This is a genomic window from Streptomyces sp. NPDC044719, from assembly GCF_056433405.1.
On sequence record NZ_JBWKHE010000017.1, the window covers coordinates 25,863 to 39,519 of the forward strand.

At 69.5% G+C, this 13,657-nt stretch carries 14 protein-coding genes; 1 reads left to right on the top strand and 13 read right to left on the bottom strand.

What is annotated here, in order from left to right:
- Positions 1-244: 244 nt before the first annotated feature.
- The 13 genes from AC07DF_RS40685 to AC07DF_RS40745 form a co-directional block, all read right to left on the bottom strand.
- A complete protein-coding gene (locus AC07DF_RS40685) occupies positions 245-2,416 on the bottom strand; it encodes a hypothetical protein (RefSeq protein ID WP_478982538.1) in 2,172 nt (723 codons plus the stop codon).
- Positions 2,416-3,489: a hypothetical protein gene (locus AC07DF_RS40690; RefSeq protein ID WP_478982540.1), complete on the bottom strand. Its 1,074-nt coding sequence runs from the start codon at positions 3,487-3,489 to the stop codon at positions 2,416-2,418. The genes AC07DF_RS40685 and AC07DF_RS40690 overlap by 1 nt, the downstream gene beginning before the upstream one ends.
- A gap of 10 nt (positions 3,490-3,499) precedes the next feature.
- A complete protein-coding gene (locus tag AC07DF_RS40695) occupies positions 3,500-4,738 on the bottom strand; it encodes a hypothetical protein (RefSeq protein WP_478982542.1) in 1,239 nt (412 codons plus the stop codon).
- A gap of 2 nt (positions 4,739-4,740) precedes the next feature.
- Positions 4,741-5,016 carry a hypothetical protein gene (locus tag AC07DF_RS40700; protein WP_478982544.1) on the bottom strand — a complete coding sequence of 92 codons (276 nt, stop codon included), beginning with the start codon at positions 5,014-5,016 and terminating at the stop codon, positions 4,741-4,743.
- A 3-nt stretch (positions 5,017-5,019) separates the two neighbouring features.
- Complete coding sequence (locus AC07DF_RS40705) at positions 5,020-6,072, bottom strand: bifunctional lytic transglycosylase/C40 family peptidase (protein ID WP_478982546.1); 1,053 nt, start codon at positions 6,070-6,072, stop codon at positions 5,020-5,022.
- A gap of 132 nt (positions 6,073-6,204) precedes the next feature.
- On the bottom strand, positions 6,205-7,857 hold the full coding sequence (locus tag AC07DF_RS40710) for an FtsK/SpoIIIE domain-containing protein (protein WP_478982548.1): 1,653 nt from the start codon (positions 7,855-7,857) through the stop codon (positions 6,205-6,207).
- A gap of 216 nt (positions 7,858-8,073) precedes the next feature.
- Positions 8,074-9,219 (bottom strand): hypothetical protein, encoded by a 1,146-nt coding sequence (locus AC07DF_RS40715; RefSeq protein ID WP_478982550.1) that lies wholly within the window; start codon positions 9,217-9,219, stop codon positions 8,074-8,076.
- A gap of 35 nt (positions 9,220-9,254) precedes the next feature.
- On the bottom strand, positions 9,255-10,445 hold the full coding sequence (locus AC07DF_RS40720) for a hypothetical protein (protein WP_478982552.1): 1,191 nt from the start codon (positions 10,443-10,445) through the stop codon (positions 9,255-9,257).
- Positions 10,438-10,641, bottom strand: coding sequence for a hypothetical protein (locus AC07DF_RS40725; RefSeq protein ID WP_478982554.1), 204 nt, complete (start codon positions 10,639-10,641; stop codon positions 10,438-10,440). The genes AC07DF_RS40720 and AC07DF_RS40725 overlap by 8 nt, the downstream gene beginning before the upstream one ends.
- The gene (locus AC07DF_RS40730) at positions 10,641-11,051 is read right to left on the bottom strand and encodes a hypothetical protein (protein WP_478982556.1); all 411 of its coding nucleotides are present in this window, start codon (positions 11,049-11,051) and stop codon (positions 10,641-10,643) included. Before AC07DF_RS40730 ends, AC07DF_RS40725 begins: the two co-directional genes overlap by 1 nt.
- A gap of 145 nt (positions 11,052-11,196) precedes the next feature.
- Entirely contained in the window at positions 11,197-11,493 is a 297-nt protein-coding gene (locus AC07DF_RS40735; RefSeq protein ID WP_478982557.1) for a hypothetical protein, read from the bottom strand.
- Between the two features lie 474 nt (positions 11,494-11,967).
- Complete coding sequence (locus AC07DF_RS40740) at positions 11,968-12,126, bottom strand: hypothetical protein (RefSeq protein WP_478982559.1); 159 nt, start codon at positions 12,124-12,126, stop codon at positions 11,968-11,970.
- 148 nt (positions 12,127-12,274) lie between these two features.
- On the bottom strand, positions 12,275-12,877 hold the full coding sequence (locus tag AC07DF_RS40745; RefSeq protein ID WP_478982561.1) for a hypothetical protein: 603 nt from the start codon (positions 12,875-12,877) through the stop codon (positions 12,275-12,277).
- 348 nt (positions 12,878-13,225) lie between these two features.
- On the opposite strand from AC07DF_RS40745, the gene AC07DF_RS40750 reads away from it, so the two are divergent.
- The gene (locus AC07DF_RS40750; protein ID WP_478982563.1) at positions 13,226-13,558 is read left to right on the top strand and encodes a GntR family transcriptional regulator; all 333 of its coding nucleotides are present in this window, start codon (positions 13,226-13,228) and stop codon (positions 13,556-13,558) included.
- Positions 13,559-13,657: the final 99 nt, after the last annotated feature.

The window sequence follows — 13,657 nt, forward strand, 5'->3', positions numbered from 1 at the left end:
CCCGCCGGCCGTGGACGGTCAGCGGGGCGCAGTGGGTGGGTGCGGCGGTCGTCAGGCGGTGGAGCCGGGGGCCCAGTCGGGGCCGGGGGCGGGGCGGGAGGCCGGACGGCCTGTCCCGTCCTCGCGGCCACATGCGGGAGCACGTGCTGTGCGAGGACCAGGCGGAGCGCCCGGAGGGGGATCGACGTGTTGCGGGCCCGCACCCATCTGGGTGCGGGCCCGCAGCTGCGGTTGTGAACGGGTGTCAGCGATCGGAGGAGAGATCAGAGGGGAGTTCCTCACCGGACTCTGCGTCGTACGCGACCCCGGTGGGGGAGAGACGAACGGTCCGGGAATCGGCCCGGGAGCCGTCCTTCCATGTCCTTCCCCCCACCGCGACACGGACCGTCACATCGGCGAGAGGGTCCTTCACCGGCAGGGCGACCTCAGGAGCCTTGGGGTACCAGCCGTCGGCGCTGCGGGTGGTGTGGGCGCTCTTCCCATCGGAGTCGATCCGCAGGTACTTGGCGTTGCGGTCGAAGTACGTGCGCAGTTCCACGATGACGCGGTCCCGGTCGCTGTTCCACTGCGCGACCAGGTCTGCCTTGACGCCGTCCATGCGCAGCTTCGCACCGGACCGCCCCTTGAATGCCTCAGCCTTCTCCTGCCGCTCCTGGCGCTCTTGGTCCTTCTCCGCGTTCTGGTACACCGCCGCGATGGTGATGGCCAGGGCGGCGATCGCGGCGATGTAGGGCCAGCGCCTGCGTTTCGGCGCGGGTGGTGCGTCGTCGACGGGCGGCGCGGCGTTGGACGGCTCGGGCCCGCGGTGCCACTGCGGTGTCGTGCGGTCGTCGGTCTTCTCGAACCATTCGCCTTTCCCCATGCGGGCGACGGTAGCGCGCAGCTGCGTGGCCTGTCCGGAGTCGCCGCGTAGGTCGGCTACTTGGGCCCGGGTCTCCAGCCAGGCCAGTGCCTGGGGGGAGTAGAGCCCATGAGCGCTGATGTCCTCGCGCTCGTGGACGGCGGCCAGTTGAGCGGCTTCGTCGCACCGGCCGTCCAGGGCGGCCTGAAGGACGATCTCGTGCCGGGGGATGTCGACGTGCCTGGTATCCACGACGTTGGGAGGCAGTTCCCAGTCCCAACCGCCCTGCCCGGCAGCGCCCTCGGTGTCCTGCTCAACCGGTGTCGGCAGGTCTTCACCCTGGGCTTTGTCGCTGTCCTCGCCGGGTTCCGTCTCGGTAGCGGCAGGCTCCTGTTCGACGGCCAGGGCGTGCTGTGCCTTGCGGCGCCGCGACGAGGTGTCCGTGAGCGCGAGCTCCTCCTCGCTCAGGACGGTCTGGATGATGTCGACGTAGTCGGGCCCGACCTTCCACACGGCCTGGCCCGGGTCCAGCGTCGGAATCTGTTCGATCGCCCAGGCGGGCAGACCGAGCAGCGCCCCGACCGCGGCGGCCTCCTCCGGGCCCAGGCGGCCGACATGAGCGATCTCGCACAAGCGGGCCAGGTCCTGCGCCTTGCCGTCGCCCAGGTCGGACAGCGTGTGCATCACGACGTCCAGGGACAGCCCGGCCTTGCGCGAGTTCTTCAGCTGCCGCTGGATCAACTCGCTGGTGGCCGGGGACAGCAGGATCTGCCAGGCTTCCTCGAGGACCAGGTGCCGGTGCACGGCGGTCGACTGCGGCAGCCACACGTGCTCCGCCCAGCACGACACCGCAGCCATCAGGGATGGAATCGCCGGGCTTTGCCGGTCCAGGCCGGTGAAGTCGAAGGAGAGGATCGGCAGGTCCGTCTCCGGCAGGCTGGCGTCCTGGCCGTCGAACAGGCCCCGCAGGCTTCCCTCGGTGTAGCGGGACAGGGAGATCGCGGCGCCCTCGCCCCACTCGGTGAGCTTCGCGGCCGGCCACCTGCCGTCCTCGGGCCGGACCAGCGCGTCGACCAGCCCCTTCAGCGACGTCGCCTTGGGGTGAGTCAGGGCGTGCTGGAGAGCGTGGGCGGCCTGGTGGGTGAGCGCGCCCGGCTCGACAGCGGCGACCAGCGATCGGACCAGCTGCTCGCGAACCTCCGGTGGGAACAGGCCGGAGCACGGGTTGAGGGTGAAGGCGCCGGCCTCGATGACCCGGCCGCCCAGGGACCGCACGAGCGGTGCCCACTCGCCCGCGCTGTCCTCGCCGAAGGAGTCGATGACGACGGCCTGGTGCTGGTGCTGGACGATGTCGCGGCGGATCCGCGCCTTGGCCGTGGTGCTCTTGCCGGAGCCGAGGCCGCCCAGGGCGAGGCTGTTCGTCGAGGGGAGTACCGCGGCGTCGGTCAGGACGGGGGAGAGGTGGAACGGACGCCCGTCCAGCAGGGACCGGCCGATTGGGATGCCAGGGAAGGCGCTGCTGGAGGCGACCAGCGGCGCCGTGATCGCGGCGTGGGTGGAGGGCAGGCGAATCATCAGAGGATCACCCCTTTCTGGGTGGAAGCTCCGTGCGGGGTGGTCATCACGTGAGCGCGGTGCTGCTGGCCGGCGAGCCAGTCAAGGTGGATGCGGTGCCGGTCGGCGGTGAGGGAGGCCTGCCAGCGGGCGTCCGTGACGGCCTCGGGGCTGTCGCCCCACACCGTGAGGTAGGCGTCGACGTCCACGAGGGTCGCGCCCTGGACGAGCGCGCCGTGCGTCGTTCCGCTGGCGAGCTCGTGGGCGTCCTGCTTGACCTTGTCGGCGGTGAAGGCCTCTGAGGCGGCGCGCTGCCACTTCGCCGACCGGCGGGACTGGCCCGCCGACAGCGGCCGGTACAGCACGGCGAACGACCGGTCGGATTCCTGCCCGAGCAGCAGCTTGGGCATCAGGTCGCCGCCGGTCTCCTCGGGCCAGGAGGTGATCCGCGCGGTCGCCGCATAGCGGCCGTCGTCCAGAGCGGCCCAGCCCGGGCTGCGGTCGGCCACGGCCGGAACGGGCTCCGGCATGAGGGGGACCAGGGCGCCGAGGGAGGCGAACTCGCTTGCCAAGGTGTCCAGGAGCCGGTCGGGGTGGCCCACGAGCCCCTTGGGCACGTGGACGGAGATCGTCTGGGTGTGGGCGGTGTAGTCGCCGACGCTGGCGTGGTGGGTGACGTGGACCTGGATGCCCGCGCTGCGGGCCTGGCCGCCGGCGAAGGCCAGCGCGCGGCTGAACGCGGCGTGGAACGCGGCCCGGCGCTGCGGGTCCTGCATGGTGCCGTGCTCGGGATACAGGGCCCAGGTCGCGCTCGCCCCCGACGGGGCGAGCGCGGAAGTCGGCGCGGTGCGCTCGCGCAGGTGTCGGTAGCCGACCGTCGCCCAGCGGGCGATCGAGCGCGGTCCGGCCGAGAGGTTGAGCAGAGCGGCGGCCGCGCCCACCGCGCCGAAGGTCCACACGGGCGGCGGGGTGATCATCGCCGACATGAGGACGGCGCCCCCGACCCCGGCATTCGCTTTCGTCAGCAGGGATTCCATCGGGCTGAGCCCGCGCTGGAGGGCGGGGATGCGATAGCCGGGGGTCAGGGAGTACACGGCATTCCTCCTACGTGTTGTCCGGCCGGGACGGTGCCGGCCGGGGGTTCCGAACAGGGGCGGGATCGGCGGGTGTCGGGGCAGTGGTGGGGTCGGTGGCCCGCGCATGCTGGCGGGCCTGGCGGATCTGGGTACGGCGGGCCTCGAGGTCTGTCGCCTCCCGGCTCGCCTTGGCGACGGCCGACTCGGTAGTCAGCCGTCCCGACCGCTGGTGCGGCTTGAGGCCGTAGGCAGCGAACAGCACACCCCGGTCCTGGGACATGGCCCGGCCCGGCGTGTCCACCGTGCGCGGCACACGCGGGGAGTTCTCCTGCTCGTAGACGGTCGGCGCACCGACCCGGACCGCGGCCCGGGCCAGAGGCACCGTCGTGTTGCGCTCCACCAGGGCCCGCGCGGCGCCGGCCACCTTGGGCCCGAAGTACGGCACACCGTGGAAGATCATCCGCAGCATCAGGGCGTCCGCGGCGACCAGGAGGACGGTGTCGACGATGAGCGAGCCCTTGGCGAGTTGGACGAACGGGCTGACGAGTAGCAGGGCGAACGGGGCGAACATCAGCCCCAGCAGCCGCTGCGCCCAGGCCTTGACCGCCGTCATGTCGCCGCCGCGTGCCAGTGAGGCCAGCACGAGCGGTGCCAGGCACACGAATGCCAGGATCCCGAGCTGGCGCGTCATGAACACCAGCGCGGCGAAGGCCAGGGCCACCACTAGCGCGGAGAGGATCAGCAACTGAGCCAAGGGGTCCGCTGCCTGCTCCACGTCCTCACGGATCGCGCCGAACAGGGTCCCCTCGTCGCTGTCGAACGCAGCCTTGAAAGCAGCGCTTGCGGCCCGGTTCAGCAGCAAAACGACCCCCGGGACCGACGCCATGCAGGCGACGGCCACGAGGGCCCAACCCGTTGATGCGCCCATCTGCTTCAGGCGCGGTGCGCCCTGCCATGCGGTCAGGGCGCACACGACGACCACGCACACGAAGATGGCAACGGCCAGGTGCTGACCGAGCCACAGGAACGGCTCGTACAGCCCGCTGTCGGCCTTGGCCGGCGCCCACGCGTGCTCCGGCGCTACCAGCCCCTCGATCTTCTTGATCAAGATGTTGGCGAGGTCTTCGACGCGGCCGGTGGCGCCGTCGGTGACTCCACCGCCGGCGCCTCCGCCACCTCCCCCGCCGCCGGGGGGATCGGTGGTGTCCCGTTCGCAGATATCCCGTGCCGGCTGGTCCAGCACACTGCAGTTGTTCTTCTCCGCCATGGTCAGCCCTTGGCCTCGGTAACGGTGGAGAACAGGGTGTCGCCGTAGAGCGCGAGGATGACGGCGACGAACAGGGTGCCGACGGCCATGCCGCCCTTGCGCAGGGCGCCCTTGGGGTCGCTGGACAGCTGCAGCAGCATGCGGACAGCGATCACGGCGATCACGGCGGCGATGCCCTTGGTGACCAGGCCGCCGCCGGTCAGGCCGATGGTGTCGAAGAAGTCCTTGAAGCCGCCGGACATGTCGACGGGCTTGGCCAGGGTGGTGAATTTGCGCATGGGTCAGATCTCCTTGTTGTTGGGTGAAACGGGGCGGGCGAAACCGAACAGGTCACTCATGGAATCCAGAGGGGAGAAGCCGACCTGTGTGCCGGGGCGGGGGGCGTCGAGCATGTAGCCGCCGCCGACGTAGATACCGACGTGGTGAATTCCGGTGGCGCTGGCGCCGTAGAAGACGAGATCCCCGGGTTTTGCCTGGTCGCGCTTTACGGGCTCCGCAGCGGCATACTGCTGTGCGGCTGTGCGGGGCAGATTGATACCGGCCTGGGCGTAGGCGTAGAGCGTGAGCCCGGAGCAGTCGAACCCTGTGATGGATTCACCGGACCGCCCCTTGGGGGAACAACAGGTTCCCGTGCTGGGGCCGTTCGCGTTTCCACCGCCCCACGAGTAAGGCTTGCCGAGCATCTCCTGCGCCGCGTTGACGGCGGTCACGCCCTGGTGCGCCGTCGCGGATTTCCCGCCGCCGGTGTTTTTGTCGGCGAGTGAGGTGATCGAGCGGACGTAGTTCTGTGTTTCCTTGTACGGGGGGACTCCCCCGTATTTGCGGACGGCGCCGCTGCCCGCGTTGTAGGCGGCGAGCATGTTGGCCTGCTTGTCGCCGGGGACGTCTTTCACGTCTTTGGCGATGGTGCAGAGATATTTGGCCGATGACGGAATCGCGTCTTCGGGATCCCACACGTCGCGCTTGCCGTCGCCATTTCCGTCGATTCCGTGGGTTTCCCACGTGGACGGCATGAACTGTGCGACGCCCTGCGCGCCGACCGGCGATGCGGCTTTCGGGTTGAATCCCGATTCCTGGGTCAAGAGCGCGGCGAGCAGATTCGGGCTGACCTCGGGGCAGGTACTTCCCGCGTCCTGGATCAGGCTCTGGTATTTCGCGGGGACGGCCAGGCTGAGCGCCGCCCCCACCGGGCCGTCGCCGGCGGCGGTGACGAGACTGGCCACGGCGACGGCCGCGGTCGCGCCTATGCCGATGGTGACGGCTGTGGTGCCCTTCAAGAGCGTCTTCCCTCCCTTCTTGGGTTCTGGAGTGTTTTTGCAGGTCAGCTCCGCCATGACGGTCCGCCATGGCACCGCCATGTGACCGTCATGGACCGCCATCGCACCGCCATGGGCCCGCCGGGATGGCGGTGCGATGGCGGACTGCGGCGGTGCGGTGACGGTGGGATGGCGGTGCCGGTGGCGTGGTCACGAATCGGACCCCCGGGCGAAGGCGATCAGATCGCTTAGGCGGTAGCCGCGGCCCAGCGAGTTCTTGTGGGTGGGAGGGCCGCCGAGAAACTCGTTGAGTTTCTTTCCGCGCTTTACCGGATCGTCTTCCAGGATTCCGAGGGCGGGCGCCATGTCGGGTGTGGTCATGAAGTCCACACCCTTGCCTTGCATCAGTTCGATGGCCTGCCTGAGCGGAGTTCTTTCCGGAAGTGCCTCCACTTGCTTGGAGGCCTTTTCGTCGACCACATCCCAGATGAACTTGTCATCGAAGTTGAATCCACGGATGAGTTTGGATCGCCCGTTGGCGAAGAGGACCGCCTGACCCTTGATATCCGGGTCGAGGAGTACCGGGTTGATCGGTGCGACCGTTTCGAAATAGGTGTCGCCGAGAGCAACCTTGGCAGTTCCCGCCGATGCCACGTACAGGCACATCCGGTAGAGGAATTGGTCCCTCACCTCTACGGGAATCGCGTTCACGGAGGGGCGCTGCGTCATGAGCACCGTGGAGATCCCGGACTCCAGGGACTTGGCAACCAGCTGCCGTGTATCCTTGGCGATCTCCTTAGCCTGATCCTTTTCGTCGTTCGTGGAACCTGAGGCGAAGAAGTCGGCCGCCTCGTCCACGATGAAGATGACCGGCTTGAATTTCGGCACTGGCTGACGGTTACGGATGGCTTCCGTAATTTCCGCGTATCGGCGGTCCGAGCGGGCGTTGAGTTCCCGGACCATGTCCCAGAACACGGCCGGGTCGTCGGATGATTCGTAGCGGGTGGCGATCGGCTCGAACCTGGTCAGCCCGCAGAATTTCCCGTCGAGCAAATACAGCTCGAATTCGCCGTATGCGATCAGCAGGCAGGTGATGAGCCCGTTGATCAGCGTGGTTTTGCCCATCTGGGTCATGCCCGCGACGAGCAGCGACGCCTTGTCGAACGTGGGCACGCCGGCGAGCTGGCCGGTGACGTCATGACCGAGCGGCACCCCGGCGAACGACTCGATCTCGCGCCGGGTCGGGGCCGGGAAGGGCCGGGTGAACGGGGGCTCGTGCAGCTTGAGGAGCTTGACGCGGCGTTCGTTGTCGCGGCTGCGCTCCAGCGTCATGTGCAGGCGGGTGACCCCGAACATGCCCGCCACGGTGCCGAGGCGCTTCTCAACGTCCTCGTACGTGCGGCCCTTGGGCACCAGGAAGTCGTAGACATCGCCGGTCTGCACCGAGCCGATCGCGACCTCATCGGCCCGGATCACCTGGTCGCCGCCGATGACGCTCGCCGTGCGCAGCGCCGCCGTGAGCTCCGGGTGTGCTGCAACGGGCTCAGCGTCCGTCTGCAGCTCTTCCAGCCCTGCCGCGGGCGCTTCCTGTTTCAGCGCCGCAGCTGGCCGTATCTCGCCCGCCACCAGGCGCACGACGGTGGTCCTGAGCTTCCAGGCCCCGTATCCGAGGGCGACCAGTGCTCCGGCGGTGAGCAGCACGGTGGCCGGCCAGGACAGGCCGAGCTTGTCCTTGATGGCCGCGAGGATGCCGAAGGCGATGGCGAGGCCGCCGATGGCGCCTGCTGCCTGGCCCGCCATGTCGTCGCTGGCCTGCGGTTTCTTCTTTCCCACCCCTTCTCCTTCAGGTCTGGTGATGATCACGGGCGCGGACCATAACTCGCACACGTTTTCGATTCGAGGGGATTTTTCTGGCGCGCGGGGCCGGGTCTGCTGCTCGGGTCTGCGAACACGAGGGGTTCGCTCGCCGGATCACTCGCCGAACTCGCGCTGGTCGACTGCGTGTTGTCTTTCCGGCAGTCGCAGCAAGGGCCAGCCCGCGACCGCGGGCTGGCCCTCACTGGTGGTGCCGGAAACGGGTTAAACGCCCGCTTCCTCGGACTCGTCGTCGTTGTCGCTGTCCTGGACAGACTCGGCCTTGCCGGCGGGGTCGGCGGCCGTGGTGGTCTCCTCCTTCGCCATCAGCACGCTCCAGGACTGGCGCACGCGCTTCTCGCTGCCGACGTAGCCCTGCTCGCGGAAGGTGGCGACGGCCTGGCGGTAGGACATCGGCGGGTCCTCGCGGTAGCGCAGGTGTCGCAGCACGACATCGAGCTGCCCGTCGGTGAGCTGCTCGCCGACCTCGGGCGTGGGCACGCCCGCGACGGCCGCGAGGTCAGCCAGTGCGACGGCGTCACGGTCGGCGTCCCGCCCGCCGTGACGGCTGCCGTGACGGTGGGACGCGGCACCGTCCTGACCTGCGTGACTGTCCGTGCCGCCTACTTCCAGGGCGTCACGGTCGGCCGTGACGGGCAGGGCAGGCGCCGTGGGCGTCCAGGAGCCGAGCTCCGGCAGCCGGATCGCCGCCACAGCGGCGGGCAGCACCTTCTCCGTGACCGTCTTCTGCGTGCTCTCCGCCTGCTCGTGCAGGTCCTTGGTCATGGACTCCTGCGTGGCCAGCACCGACTTGCGGTACTGCGTCTCGGCCTCGGCCACGCGCTTCTCCAGCGACGTCGCCAGCTCCAGCAGCTCGATGCGATGGGCGGCGTCGGCCTCCATCTCCTCGAGCTTGTCCGCGACCGTCTGCCGCTTCTCCGCGATGCTCTGCCGCGTCTGGTCCGAGACCTTCCGGCCGAGCGAGGGCAGGGTGAGCCACCACGCGGTCTTCGTCGCCACGATGGCGATCGGGGTGAGGACCATGGCCAGGTCGAACTGCCCGGTCCCGGACAGGATCAGGTCCGTCGTCGGGATGGCCGCGTTGATGGCCGTGAGTGCCAGCCCGGCGCACTGCACCCGCCGGGCGCGCTTGAGGTTGTTGCCGGCCAGGATCTCGGTCGCCTGGAAGACGACCCACAGGGCGTCGAGCGCGCCGACGGTTGGCACCGCCCAGGCCCCGAACCGCGGTTCGAGAATGTGGTAGCTCACGGCCACCGACAGGACGGCGACGCCCAGGGTGACGATGCTCAGGATGCTGAGCACCACCCCGCGTGGGGAGGCCTTCCCCCTCATGTTCTTGATCGTGTTCACGCTTCGGTTTCCTTCCCTTCTTGTGCGGTGGCGGGTCAGCTACGGGCCATGCCGGAGAGGCGGGCGACCTTGGCGACGTGGCTTTCCTGCTGCTCGATGAGGCGGCCCGCCTCTTCCCTGAGGGCGTCGCTGTAGTAGCCGTCGAAGGTGCTGCCGACGTGCCAGTGCGCGCCCTCGGGGTAGCCCGCCTCCGCCAGCGCCTGGGCGTGGCCCAGGTCGGAGTAGAGGTGCTTGTTGTGGACGCGCGCGATGTCCTCCGCGCGCTCGTCGAACGCGACGGCGGCGGCCAGGGCGCGCTCCTGCGCGTCGACCAGGCGGGAGATGGCGGCCGGCCACTCGGGCCCGGCCTGGGGGGTACGTAGGTAGTCGTACGCCGACTGAAGCGCCTTCAGCTCCCGCTCGTACGTCTTCCAGCGGTCGGGGGCGTCCTTGACGACCTGGCGCAGGTCGGCGACGTAGGCGGCGTCCTTCCACTCCTCGCACGCCTGGTCGTACAGGTCGCTCAGGATGTGGTCGGCCGCCTTGCGCAGCCGGTGCTCGACCGGGTTCTCCGTCTTCGAGACGTACGTCAGTCGCGGGTCGTCGTAGAAGGAGCGGGGTACGGCGGGCGCTTCCTCCCGGCCGGTGAACGGGGCGAACTCGAAGCGCAGGCCCCAGCCGGAGGGATTGGGGTCGACCTTCCGCAGGTACGGCGGCAGGTGCGGCTCGAGCCGTTCGAAGATCTGCCGGTGCTCGTCGGCCGTGATGGTGGTGGTGCTGCCGAGGGACATGCCGACTCCTTGATCGGGGACGGAGGATCCGGTGCGCTCGCCGCGCCCGGCCGCATCGCCGCCGTGCTTCGAAGCGGCGGCCGGCACCGGGTGCGCCAGCTCGGATTCGTCCAGGGGCGTGCGTAACGGGATGGTGCTGGCCATGGGGTCTCCGTTCGGACGGAACTGGGTGGCCGCTGTCCGGCTCCCCTGGACCGCGCCCGGCCCCACCGCGTGAGCAACACGCAGTGGGGCCGGGCGGGTCAGGCAACCGACAGAGGTGGCGATGTCGGTTGAGCGGGGTGGCTCAGCGGGGCGCTTGCGCTGGAGGTAGACGTCCTGGAGCCGCTCGAACGACTCCCACAGCCGCGTGCCCTCGGGGCAGCGGGCGCGGTCGGTGCAGGTGGAGCAGGCCGTGGCGTGCGTCTGGTGGGCGCGGTGCGCGGCTTGGTGGCGCTCGTACAAGTTGTCAGGCACGTGGGGAGCCTTCTTCGTGGTGCTGGTTGGACGGGTGAAGGTCGGCGACGCGGTGTCCTGCCTCCCAGGCGGCTGTGGCTGCCATCGCGGCGGCCGCGAGCAGCACGCGGGCGAGAGGGTGGTGGGAGCCGACCGCGAGGGCGGCCCGGGCGGCGCGCTGCTGTGCTGCCCGGGCCGCTTGTATGAGGTGCGGCATCAAATCCCGAGGGCCTGGCAGGCGTCGCAGGTCCAGGCCGTGGCCGGGGCGGGCCACCGGGCGGTGACGCCGAACCACCCGCCGCACTTCGAGCACTGGTTGCCGCTGCCCATCGCGGCCGGCGCCGGGGCGGCCGAGGAGGGCGGGCAGTTGCTCGGGTCGCACGACCAGCGCCCGCACAGCGGGCACGCGTCGTTGTCCATCACCGGCCGGTACAGCGTCAGCACCGGCTGCCGCTCGTAGCCGGGCATCATCTCCTGCACCGTGCGCCGCGCGCGCTGGCCGGGCTCGACCCGGGCATCGCCTTCGCGCACCATGCGCGTCAGCAGCTCCTCGAGCTGGTGGTGCGCGGCGGTCGCGTCAAGGGCTGTTAACCCTGCGCGGGGCCGTGTCATGATCGTCGTGGTCAAGGGGACCTCCGTTGTCCGTTGACCAGACAGCCCCGGAGCTCTCACCTTCCGGGGCTGTCACCGTGTGGCTGGCCGGACGGCCAGCCACGGCCCGTCTCCCACCCCCGACGCTCTGGTGGGGTGGGAGAGGGACCGTGGCGGATCGTCAGGCGGCCGGCGCCCACGTGAACGCGGGCGCGGTCGTCTTGGCGGGGCGGATGAGGTAGTCCGAGGTCGTCCACACCGAGCCGACCGCGAAGGGCTGGCCGTCGGGGCGCAGGGTGTCGCGGACGATGAGCGCCCATCGTGCGCTGTCGCGGCGCAGCAGCTTCGCGGCCTCGCGCGGGTCGGTGATGAGCGCCAGGACCTCGAACCGGCCGTCGACGTTCTGGTAGATGGCGCCGGGGCCGCGGGGTCCGACTTCGTCCTGGTTGCGGGGCAGGCTGATGACGGTGGGGATCACGCTGCGGCTCCGATCCGGTCGGGCAAGGTGGGCGGGGGCGAGATCGTCGTGCTGCGCGGTGCGCTGTGGGTGGGGCCGGGCCGGGGTGGGTCGGTCTGGAGTCCGCTCGTGCGGGACCGGTGTCATGCTGGGCAAGTTGGGTCGTCCTCTCGCGAAGGGTGACCTGCGACAAGAGCCCCCAGGAACGCACTCCTGGGGGCTCGTCGCGCGAGTGCGTCCTGCGCACTCCGCCGACCACCGGGCCCGCGTGAAGCGAGCCCGGTCGACGACGGGCAGCACAGGCTGCGGAGATCAGACGTACTCGATCTCGATCACACCCCGCAGGCTGCTGCCCTGCAGAGCGTCCCGGGGCATGCAGGTCTCCTGACGTAGAAGGGAAGGAAGTGCGCCCTGCGCACTCCGCCGCCCACCGATCCGGCCCTCAAGGAAGCGAGGGGGAAGCGGTAGGCGGCGGGCAGCACAGGCTGCACGAACTCAGTTCCGCTGGCCACGTTCGGCATCGCGGGCGTCCATCTCGGCCATGAACTCCTCGTATTCGGCCTGGTCCAGCGCCTCATACGTCCTGTGCATCTCGTCCAGCTCTGCCTGCTTCCTCTCAGCCCAGGTCATCGCTGCCTCGAATTCGTCTGCCATGTCGTCCTTCCTTGTCACGGAGCTTGGGAATGCGTCCTGCGCACTCCGCCGACCACCGGCTCCACCACAGGGCGGGGCGGTGCACGACGGGCAGCGCAGGGCTGCTGAAGAGGCGGCCGTGGTCGTGAGATGCCGTTCGCGGAGCTGGTCAGCGCTCGGAGCGCTTGGGGTGGAACGTCTTGAGCGGCACCGGCGGCGCGCCCAGCGGCGCGTCACCGTCGGGCAGCTGCCCGCGCCGGGTGTCGGTCTCGTGGACGGCCGACTCGGTCGCCGCCCAGGCCTCCTTCCGCTGCCGCCACGGCGCCCGACCGTCGCCCGAGTCCTTCGTCGGCATCTGCTTCTGCGCGGCGATCTGGACGACGGCCGGGGCCGACTGCACCTTCGGCTTGCGCCGCACGGTGGTCCGGCGGCGGTGCACGGTCTCCGCGTGACCGTCCACCAGGCGCTCCTCCCACGTCCTGGCCGTGACGTCGACGGTGACCAGGCGATTGCTGCCCAGTCCGCAGCGGACAGCCGCGTCCTTGCCCGCCAGGCCCGTGTCATGCGGCACCAACTTGGGCGTCTTGGACTGAATGCCGGTGATCGGCACCCACGTCTCGCAGTCGGGGCAGATCAGCGACGCGCAGGCCGGACGCAGGTCGTACTGGTGAGGCTTGAGGGTGGAGACGGCGAGCGCCGGGCGAGCGTTGATGTTGCGGGAGCGGGTCCGACTCCGGCGGGGGCGGGCAGTGCGCTCAAGAGTGGAAGACATCTGAACTCCTCACGGATCAGCAGGGGAAGCGTCGCGATGCTCTCTCCGCCCTCCGGGCTACACGGCACGAGGCCGGCGACCCGCAGGACAGACAGCGCACAGCGCTGCGACGTGCACACAGTCGTCGCGGCCGTCAGGCTCCGGGGGAGTTCGATGAAGCTCTCAACCCCGGCCGCCCCGAAGGGCGGACGACTACTGCGGTCTTGCTTACTCTCAGTGCTGCCGGTTCGACCCATCGACCTAATCGACACAGCTAAGTTACCTGATACAGTTGGGGATGTGTCAAGCGGTTCGTTGATGAAGCTATGGAACCTAGCTATGTCGAGGGAGTCGGCCTACGATGTGGCCATGAGCGACGAGGCCGTGCAGCCATACCAGCGAATTGTTCAGGACGTGCGCGACAAGATCCGTGCAGGCCGGCTGACAGCCGGGTCCAAGTTGCCGAGCACTCGCGAGTTGGCCGACACGTATGGCGTTGCACCGGGCACCGTCCAGCGAGCGCTGACAGAGCTGCGGGCAGCCAGACTGATCTACTCGCATCAGGGTCGCGGATCGTTCGTCACCGAGACGGCCAGCGAGTCCGCCCAGGACTCGACTGCTCGTGCCCTCAGGAGACTTGAAGAACAGGTCGCCGACCTGGCCGCACGCCTCGCGAAGATCGAGAAGGGATGTAGCGCCTGACACCCTCCCCTGCGTCACGTTTTGCATGTTCATCCCTCCCTGGGCTCGATCCCGTTAACAAAGTTGTAAGCCCGAGCGCCGCGAAAGTTCTAGATCAAC

Coding starts and splice junctions, on each gene's coding strand:
- AC07DF_RS40685 (WP_478982538.1), bottom strand. CDS start 2,416: ATGATTCGCCTGCCCTCCACCCACGCCGCGATCACGGCGCCGCTGGTC.
- AC07DF_RS40695 (WP_478982542.1), bottom strand. CDS start 4,738: ATGGCGGAGAAGAACAACTGCAGTGTGCTGGACCAGCCGGCACGGGAT.
- AC07DF_RS40700 (WP_478982544.1), bottom strand. CDS start 5,016: ATGCGCAAATTCACCACCCTGGCCAAGCCCGTCGACATGTCCGGCGGC.
- AC07DF_RS40705 (WP_478982546.1), bottom strand. CDS start 6,072: ATGGCGGAGCTGACCTGCAAAAACACTCCAGAACCCAAGAAGGGAGGG.
- AC07DF_RS40725 (WP_478982554.1), bottom strand. CDS start 10,641: ATGCCGCACCTCATACAAGCGGCCCGGGCAGCACAGCAGCGCGCCGCC.
- AC07DF_RS40740 (WP_478982559.1), bottom strand. CDS start 12,126: ATGGCAGACGAATTCGAGGCAGCGATGACCTGGGCTGAGAGGAAGCAG.
- AC07DF_RS40745 (WP_478982561.1), bottom strand. CDS start 12,877: ATGTCTTCCACTCTTGAGCGCACTGCCCGCCCCCGCCGGAGTCGGACC.
- AC07DF_RS40750 (WP_478982563.1), top strand. CDS start 13,226: ATGAGCGACGAGGCCGTGCAGCCATACCAGCGAATTGTTCAGGACGTG.